The following is an 8508-nucleotide window of genomic DNA, read 5'->3' as shown; positions in this document are numbered from 1 at the left end:
CGTCACCGGTCCGGTGACGGGGCCCTCCTCGTGCGTGCGCCGCGACGGCTCAGGACGGCCAGGCGAGGTGCAGCAGCGGGTCGAGGGCCACGGCCAGCGACAGCAGCGTCAGGTAGGTGATCGAGCCGTGGAAGACGCCCATGGGGCTGATGCGCCGCAGCTGCTCCAGGGTGCCCGCGTCGCGGCCGCCGGTCTCGCGCTCGAAGCGCCGCGCGCGCCGGTGCAGGCCGACGGTCTGCAGCAGGAAGCCGAGCCCCAGCACCAGGGCGGCGACACCGTAGAGGACGCCGGCACCGCCCACGGGCACCAGCAGCAGCGAGCACACCACCATCGCGACCGTGTAGGCGACGATCTGCCGCGAGACCGTCGTGGGCCGCGCCACCACGGGCAGCATCGGCACCCCGGCGTTGGCGTAGTCCTCGCGGTAGCGCACCGACAGCGGCCAGTAGTGCGGCGGCGTCCACAGGAAGATCACGCCGAACAGCACGAAGGGCGCCCAGTCCAGGCGGCCGGTGACGGCCGTCCAGCCGATGAGCACCTGCATGCAGCCGGCCACACCGCCCCAGACGATGTTCTGCGAGGTCCGGCGCTTGAGCAGCAGCGTGTAGCCCAGGATGTACAGGGCGATCGCCGCCACGGCCAGCACCGCGGAGAGCACGTTGACGAAGGCGACGAAGATCGCCACCGAGGCCAGGCCCAGGACGGCCGCGAACACCAGCGCCTGCCGCGGGCTGACCTGCCCGGTGACCAGCGGCCGGTTGCGCGTGCGCTTCATGAGCGCGTCGATGTCGCGGTCGAAGTAGCAGTTGAGGGTGTTGGCGCAGCCGGCGGCCAGCGCGCCCCCCACGAACGTCGTCAGCACCAGCCACGCCGACGGCAGCCCGCCCTCGGCGAACAGCATCACCGGGACGGTCGTGATGAGCAGCAGCTCGATGATGCGCGGCTTGGTGAGCGCCACGTAGGCGGCCACCCGCGGGAAGCGCGGGGGTCGGGAGGAGCGCCGCCGGCCCAGCAGGCTGGTCCGGGAGTGCGCGGGAGCGTCGGTCAGACGCGAGTCGACGGCGGTCACAGTGTCCTCGGGGCGAGGCGGCGGGCGGGCACCTCCGAGCTTACGCCGCTGCTACGCAGTGTCGTTGACGGGCTCGCCGCCGCCCTCGCGAGCTGCGCCCGCGCACCCTGCGAGTAGGCTCGTCCACGTGATCCGTCCGCGACCTCGTCGCGGCACGGGCACCGCGCACGCACTGCAGACGACGAACGCCTCGGGACGCCACGGTCGTACCGCCGGCCGTGACGCACGACGGAGACACAGAGCGGACCACGGCCGGTCCCCCACCGCCATCCCGGCGCTGGTCGGTCAGCTGGTTCGCACGGGAGGAGACACGTGAGCCAGCCCAGCTTCGAGTGGAGCGACCTCGACCAGAAGGCGGTCGACACGGCCCGCGTCCTGGCCATGGACTCGGTCCAGCGCGCCGGCAACGGTCACCCGGGCACGGCCATGAGCCTCGCACCGGTGGCCTACCTGCTGTTCCAGAAGGTCATCCAGCACGACCCCGCCGACCCGGACTGGACCGGTCGCGACCGCTTCGTGCTGTCGTGCGGGCACTCCAGCCTGACGCTGTACGTCCAGCTGTACCTGGCCGGCTACGGCCTCGAGCTCGACGACCTCAAGGCGCTGCGCAAGTGGGGCTCCAAGACCCCCGGCCACCCCGAGCACGGGCACACCGCCGGTGTCGAGATGACCACCGGCCCGCTGGGCCAGGGCCTGTCCTCCGCGGTCGGCATGGCGATGGCCGCCCGCCGCGAGCGCGGCCTGTTCGACCCCGACGCCGCGCCGGGCACCAGCCCCTTCGACCACCACGTCTACGTGCTGGCCTCCGACGGCGACATCGAGGAGGGCGTCACCAGCGAGGCCTCGGCCATCGCGGGCGTGCAGGAGCTGGGCAACCTGGTCGTCATCTACGACCAGAACCACATCTCCATCGAGGACGACACGAACATCGCCCTCACCGAGGACACCGCCAAGCGCTACGAGTCCTACGGCTGGCACGTGCAGTCGATCGACTGGACCAACGGCGGCGAGGGCCCCTACACCGAGGACGTGGCCGGTCTGCACGCCGCGATCGAGGCCGCCAAGGCCGAGACCGGCAAGCCGTCGATCATCGTGCTGCGCACGATCATCGCCCACCCCGCGCCCACCCTGCAGGGCACGGGCAAGTCGCACGGCTCCGCCCTCGGCGAGGCCGAGGTCAAGGCGACCAAGGAGGTCCTCGGCTTCGACCCCGAGCAGACCTTCCAGGTCGACGAGGACGTCATCGCGCACACCCGCGCGCTGCGCGAGCGCGCCCGGAGCGCCCACGAGCAGTGGCAGTCCTCCTTCGACGCGTGGCGCTCCGGCGCCGGCGAGCGCGCGGAGCTGTTCGAGCGCATGCGCACCCGCACCCTGCCCGCCGGGTGGGAGCAGGCGCTGCCCGTCTTTGAGCCGGGCACGTCCATCGCCTCGCGCAAGGCCTCCGGCGAGGTCCTCAACGCGATCGGCGCGTCGCTGCCGGAGCTGTGGGGCGGCTCGGCCGACCTGGCCGAGTCCAACCTGACGACGATCAAGGGCGAGCCGAGCTTCCTGCCGCCGAGCCGCACGACGAAGATGTGGGACGGCAACCTCTACGGCCGCACCCTGCACTTCGGCATCCGCGAGCACGCGATGGGCTCGATCCTCAACGGCATCGCGCTGCACGGCGGGACCCGCCCCTACGGCGGCACCTTCCTCGTCTTCAGCGACTACATGCGCCCCGCCGTGCGCCTGGCCGCGATCATGCGCCTGCCCGTGACGTACGTGTGGACGCACGACTCCATCGGCCTGGGCGAGGACGGCCCCACGCACCAGCCGATCGAGCACCTGGCCTCGCTGCGCGCCATCCCGGGCCTGGACGTCGTCCGCCCGGGCGACGCCAACGAGACCGCGTGGGCGTGGAAGACGATCCTGGAGAACACCGACCGCCCGGCCGGCCTGGCGCTCTCGCGCCAGAACCTGCCGACCTTCGACCGCTCCCAGCCCGGCTGGGGCGCGGCCGACGGCGTCGCCAAGGGCGCCTACGTGCTCGTCGAGGCGTCCGCGGCCACCCCGCAGGTCATCCTCGTCGGCACCGGCTCCGAGGTGCAGATCGCGGTGGCCGCCCGCGAGAAGCTCGAGCAGGAGGGCATCCCGACCCGCGTGGTGTCGATGCCGTGCCGCGAGTGGTTCTTCGAGCAGGACCAGGCCTACCGCGACACCGTCCTCGTCCCGGGCGTCAAGGCGCGCGTGTCCGTCGAGGCCGCGGTCTCCCAGGGCTGGCACGACATCGTCGGCGACGCCGGGCGCACCGTGAGCCTGGAGCACTTCGGCGCCTCGGCGGACTACCAGGACCTGTACCGCGAGTTCGGCCTCACGGACGAGGTCGTCGTGACCGCCGCCAAGGAGAGCCTCGCCGGCCTGCAGTGACCCCTGCCCGCCGGGTCGCGCACCGCTGGTGCGCGACCCGGCGGGGACCGGCGTCCCGGGACGGCCCGGGGCGCCTGCAGTGCGGGCGCCGTCCCGGCGCCCGAGTGGACGAAGGAACGGAGAACCCCCGTGAGCAACCCCGTGGAGACCCTGCACCAGCACGGCGTCTCGGTCTGGCTGGACGACCTGTCGCGCGAGCTGACCGGTTCCGGCGAGCTGCAGCGCCTCGTGGACGCCGGCGTGCTGGGCGTCACCTCCAACCCCACGATCTTCGCCTCGGCGCTGTCCAAGGGCGACGCCTACACCGAGCAGGTCAAGGAGCTGATCGCCGCGGGCGCCGACACCGAGGAGGCGGTCTTCCAGATCACCACCGAGGACGTCCGGCGCGCCTGCGACATCCTCCAGCCGGTCTTCGAGCGCACCGACGGCGTCGACGGCCGCGTCTCCCTCGAGGTCGACCCGCGCATGGCGCACGACACCGCGGCCACCGAGGCCTCGGCGCGCACGCTGTGGCAGGCCGTGGACCGCCGCAACCTCTACATCAAGATCCCCGCGACGCTGGAGGGCCTGAGCGCCATCACCACGGCGCTGTCGGAGGGCATCAGCGTCAACGTGACGCTCATCTTCTCCCTCGACCGCTACCGCGCCGTCATGCAGGCCTTCCTCACCGGCCTGGAGCAGGCCAAGCAGAACGGCCACGACCTGTCGACCATCGAGTCGGTCGCCTCGTTCTTCGTCTCCCGCGTCGACACCGAGATCGACAAGCGCCTGGACGCCATCGGCACCGACGAGGCGAAGGCGCTGCGCTCCAAGGCGGGCCTGGCCAACGCCCGGCTGGCCTACCAGGCCTACGAGGAGGTCTTCTCGACCCCGCGCTGGCAGGTCCTCAAGGAGGCCGGCGCCCGTCCGCAGCGCCCGCTGTGGGCCTCCACCGGCGTCAAGGACCCGAACCTGCCGGACACGCTCTACGTGACCGAGCTCGTGGCCCCGAACACCGTCAACACCATGCCGGGCAAGACCCTCGAGGCCACCCTCGACCACGGCCAGGTCACCGGTGACACGATCCGCGGCTCCTACGGCGAGTCGCAGCAGGTCCTCGACGACCTCGAGCGGCTGGGCGTCTCCTACACCGACGTCGTCGAGCTGCTGGAGCGCGAGGGCGTCGACAAGTTCGAGAAGAGCTGGACCGAGCTGCTGCAGACCGTCACCGACGAGCTGGAGCGCGTGAAGACGCAGGTCGACGCGCAGTGAGCCCGGCCCGGGTGCTGCCCACCGAGAACCCGCTGCGCGATCCGCGGGACCGTCGCCTCCCGCGGATCGCCGGCCCGTGCGGCATGGTGATGTTCGGTGTGACCGGCGACCTGGCGCGCAAGAAGCTCATGCCGGCGATCTACGACCTCGCCAACCGGGGTCTGCTGCCGCCGGGCTTCGCGCTCACCGGCTTCGCCCGCCGCGACTGGGTCGACCAGGACTTCGGCAAGATCGTCTACGACTCGGTGCGCCAGCACGCGCGCACGCCGTTCCGGGAGTCGGTCTGGGCGCAGCTGGCCGAGGGCTTCCGCTTCGTGCCCGGCGAGTTCGACGACGACGAGGCCTTCGACCAGCTGGCCGCGACCGTCGCCGACCTCGACCGGGTGCGCGGCACCGGCGGCAACCACGCCTTCTACATGTCGATCCCGCCGCGGTTCTTCCCCGTCGTCGCCAAGCAGCTGGCCCGCAGCGGGCTGTCCGCCCAGCACGGCGACCAGTGGCGCCGGGTGGTCATCGAGAAGCCGTTCGGGCACGACCTGAAGTCGGCGCGCGAGCTGAACGCCGTCGTCGAGGACGTCTTCCCGCCGGACTCGGTGTTCCGCATCGACCACTACCTGGGCAAGGAGACGGTCCAGAACATCCTGGCGCTGCGCTTCGCCAACCAGATGTTCGAGCCGCTGTGGAACGCCAACCACGTGGACCACGTGCAGATCACGATGGCCGAGGACATCGGCATCGGCGGCCGCGCGGGGTACTACGACGGCATCGGCGCAGCGCGCGACGTCATCCAGAACCACCTGCTGCAGCTGCTGGCCCTCACCGCGATGGAGGAGCCCGTCTCCTTCGAGGCCGCTGACCTGCGCGCGGAGAAGGCGAAGGTCCTCTCCGCCGTGCGGCCGCTGAAGGACCTGGGGCGCTCCACCGCGCGCGGGCAGTACGCCGCGGGCTGGCAGGGCTCGGACTTCGTCAAGGGCTACCTCGACGAGGACGGCATCCCCTCGGACTCCACGACCGAGACGTTCGCCGCCATCGAGCTGGAGATCGACACCCGCCGCTGGGCGGGCGTGCCGTTCTACCTGCGCGCCGGCAAGCGGCTGGGCCGGCGCGTGACCGAGATCGCCGTCGTCTTCAAGCGCGCACCGCACCTGCCCTTCGAGCTGACGGCGACCGAGGAGCTGGGGCAGAACGCCCTGGTGATCCGCGTGCAGCCGGACGAGGGCATCACCATGCGGTTCGGCTCCAAGGTCCCGGGCACCGCCATGGAGGTGCGCGACGTGACGATGGACTTCGGCTACGGCCACGCCTTCACCGAGTCCAGCCCCGAGGCCTACGAGCGGCTCATCCTCGACGTCCTGCTGGGCGACCCGCCGCTGTTCCCCCGCCACGAGGAGGTGGAGCTGTCGTGGAAGATCCTCGACCCCATCACCTCCTTCTGGGCGAAGAACGGGCAGCCCGAGCCCTACGCCTCGGGCACCTGGGGGCCGCCGTCCGCGCACGCGATGCTCGAGCGGACCGGCCGGCAGTGGCGGCGACCGTGAGGCGCGGCCCGATCCCCCACGACACGCAGGAGCGGACGAAGTGATCATCGACCTGCCCAGCACGTCCACCAGCGCCATCAACAAGGCGCTGGTGGACCTGCGCGACTCGGGGGGTGCGGTCGCCCTGGGGCGCGTCCTCACCCTCGTCGTCATCACCGACGACGCGCACGCCGAGGACGCCATCTCCGCGGCCAACGAGGCCAGCCGCGAGCACCCCTGCCGGGTGCTCGTGCTCGCCCGCGGCAACAAGCGCGGGGCGGCCCGCCTCGACGCGCAGATCCGCGTCGGCGGCGACGCCGGTGCCAGCGAGGTCGTCGTGCTGCGCGCCTACGGCCCGCTCGTGGAGCACGGCGAGACGACCATCGTCTCGCTGCTGCTGCCCGACGCGCCGATCGTCGCCTACTGGCCGGGCACGGCGCCCGAGGACCTGCGCACCGACTCGATCGGGCGCATCGCCCAGCGGCGCATCACCGACTCCGCGGAGGCGGCGAACCCGGCCAGGGCGCTGGAGGCGCGACGGGCCAGCTACCGGGCCGGGGACACCGACCTGGCCTGGACCCGGCTGACGAACTGGCGCGCGCTGCTCGCGGCGGCGCTGGACCAGCCGCCCTACGAGCCGGTGACCTCCATCACCGTGGCGGGTGCGCCGGACAGCCCGAGCACCGAGCTGCTCGCCGCCTGGCTGGGGGCCAAGCTCAAGGCGCCCGTGACGCGGGCCCGCACCAAGAAGGGCACGGGCGTGCAGAGCGTGCGCCTGGAGCGCAAGTCCGGTGCGGTGGAGCTGATCCGTCCTGACCAGAACGTCGCCACGCTCACCCAGCCCGGCCAGCCGGACCGGCGCCTGTCGCTGGCCCGCAGGCCCGTCAAGGACTGCCTCACCGAGGAGCTGCGCCGGCTGGATCCCGACGAGGTCTACGGCGAGGCGCTGCGCGACGGGCTGCCGCTGGTCAGCAAGCAGGTCGTCTCGGTGCGCGAGGCGCAGTCGCGGGGCAAGCTGTCCTCCCCGGTCAAGGCCGCCCGCGACCAGGCGGCGGCGGAGGAGAAGTCGGCGCGGGTCTCGCGGGCCATGAAGCGCGCGACGCCCTCGGGGGCCGAGCAGCGCTCCCGCTCCTCGGCCGTCCCCAACGACGAGGTCGCCGCGAACTCCCCCACGCACGGCAAGCGCGCCGCCCGGCGCGCCGCGGCCGGCGCTCCCGAGGGGTCCGGTCCCGCACAGGAGGCGGCGGCCACGGCCGCCACGGCGCAGGAGTCCGCACCGCCGGCGGCGGAGCGGGCCACCGCGAAGACGGCGTCCCGGACCACGGCGGCCGGGCGGACGAGCGCGCAGGGGGCCACCGCGAAGAAGGCCACCACGAAGAAGGCCACCGCGTCGCGCTCGCGCACGACGCGGTCCGCGGCCGCGGGTGCGCCGGCGGGCGGGGAGACGGCGTGAGCGAGGCGCTGGTCGTCCGGCACCCCTCCCCCGACGTGCTCGCGCACGCCGCGGCCGGTCGCCTGCTGGCGGCCGTCGCGGACGCGCAGGCGCTGCGCGGCGAGGCACACGTCAGCCTCACCGGCGGCACCATCGGCGGGAAGACCCTCGCCGCGGTGGCCGCGTCGTCCGCGCGCGACGCGGTCGACTGGAGCCGGGTGCACCTGTGGTGGAGCGACGAGCGCTTCCTGCCCGCCGGGGACCCGGAGCGCAACGCCACGCAGGCGCAGGACGCCCTGCTGGGGCAGCTGCCGCTGGACCCGGCGAAGGTCCACCTGCCGCCGGCCAGCGACGGGCCCGACGGCGACGACCTGGACCGGGCCGCGGCGCGCTACGCCGCGGAACTGGCAGCCGCGGCCGACGGGGCGGAGGTGCCCGCGTTCGACGTCCTGCTGCTGGGCATGGGCCCGGACGGGCACGTCGCCTCGCTGTTCCCGCACCACCCGGGCCTGGCCCGCGACGACTCCAGCGTCGTCGGGGTGCGGCAGTCGCCGAAGCCGCCGCCGCTGCGCGTCTCCTTCACCTTCGGTGCGCTGGCCCGCGCCCGGCAGGTGTGGGTCGTGGCCTCCGGAGCGGAGAAGGCGGCGGCCGTGGCCCGCGGTGTGGCCGGCGGTGACGTCGCGCGGACACCGGCCGCCGGTGTGCGCGGCACCGAGCGCACCCTCTGGCTCGTGGACGAGGCGGCGGCCGCCGACCTGTGAAGCACCGGGCGGCGGACCGCCGGCCCGGACGCGCGTGGTGACGACGAAGGCCCCCGACCGGTGCGGTCGGGG

6 protein-coding genes are annotated in these 8508 nt (G+C 73.3%); 5 read left to right on the top strand and 1 reads right to left on the bottom strand.

Annotation, left to right across the window (positions count from 1 at the left end):
• Nucleotides 1–49 precede the first annotated feature (49 nt).
• Nucleotides 50–1069 carry a heme o synthase gene (locus tag ACRYM2_RS22120; protein ID WP_432524770.1) on the bottom strand — a complete coding sequence of 340 codons (1020 nt, stop codon included), beginning with the start codon at nucleotides 1067–1069 and terminating at the stop codon, nucleotides 50–52.
• Between the two features lie 312 nt (nucleotides 1070–1381).
• Here ACRYM2_RS22120 and tkt point away from each other — a divergent pair, with 312 nt between their 5' ends.
• The 5 genes from tkt to pgl all read left to right on the top strand — a co-directional run bounded on the left by tkt (nucleotide 1382) and on the right by pgl (nucleotide 8436).
• Entirely contained in the window at nucleotides 1382–3475 is a 2094-nt protein-coding gene (tkt, locus tag ACRYM2_RS22115; RefSeq protein ID WP_432524768.1) for a transketolase, read from the top strand.
• A gap of 129 nt (nucleotides 3476–3604) precedes the next feature.
• Nucleotides 3605–4726 (top strand): transaldolase, encoded by a 1122-nt coding sequence (gene tal / locus ACRYM2_RS22110; RefSeq protein WP_432524767.1) that lies wholly within the window; start codon nucleotides 3605–3607, stop codon nucleotides 4724–4726.
• Nucleotides 4723–6264 carry a glucose-6-phosphate dehydrogenase gene (gene zwf, locus ACRYM2_RS22105; protein ID WP_432524766.1) on the top strand — a complete coding sequence of 514 codons (1542 nt, stop codon included), beginning with the start codon at nucleotides 4723–4725 and terminating at the stop codon, nucleotides 6262–6264. Before tal ends, zwf begins: the two co-directional genes overlap by 4 nt.
• A 40-nt stretch (nucleotides 6265–6304) precedes the next feature.
• Entirely contained in the window at nucleotides 6305–7696 is a 1392-nt protein-coding gene (opcA, locus tag ACRYM2_RS22100) for a glucose-6-phosphate dehydrogenase assembly protein OpcA (protein ID WP_432524764.1), read from the top strand.
• Nucleotides 7693–8436, top strand: coding sequence for a 6-phosphogluconolactonase (gene pgl / locus ACRYM2_RS22095; protein ID WP_432524763.1), 744 nt, complete (start codon nucleotides 7693–7695; stop codon nucleotides 8434–8436). The genes opcA and pgl overlap by 4 nt, the downstream gene beginning before the upstream one ends.
• Nucleotides 8437–8508 lie beyond the last annotated feature (72 nt).

The sequence above is a fragment of the Kineococcus aridisoli genome (assembly GCF_050871885.1).
Lineage (GTDB): Bacteria > Actinomycetota > Actinomycetes > Actinomycetales > Kineococcaceae > Kineococcus.
The sequence above is the reverse complement of the archived record's forward strand: the minus strand, read 5'-3'. Positions and strand labels throughout refer to the sequence as shown.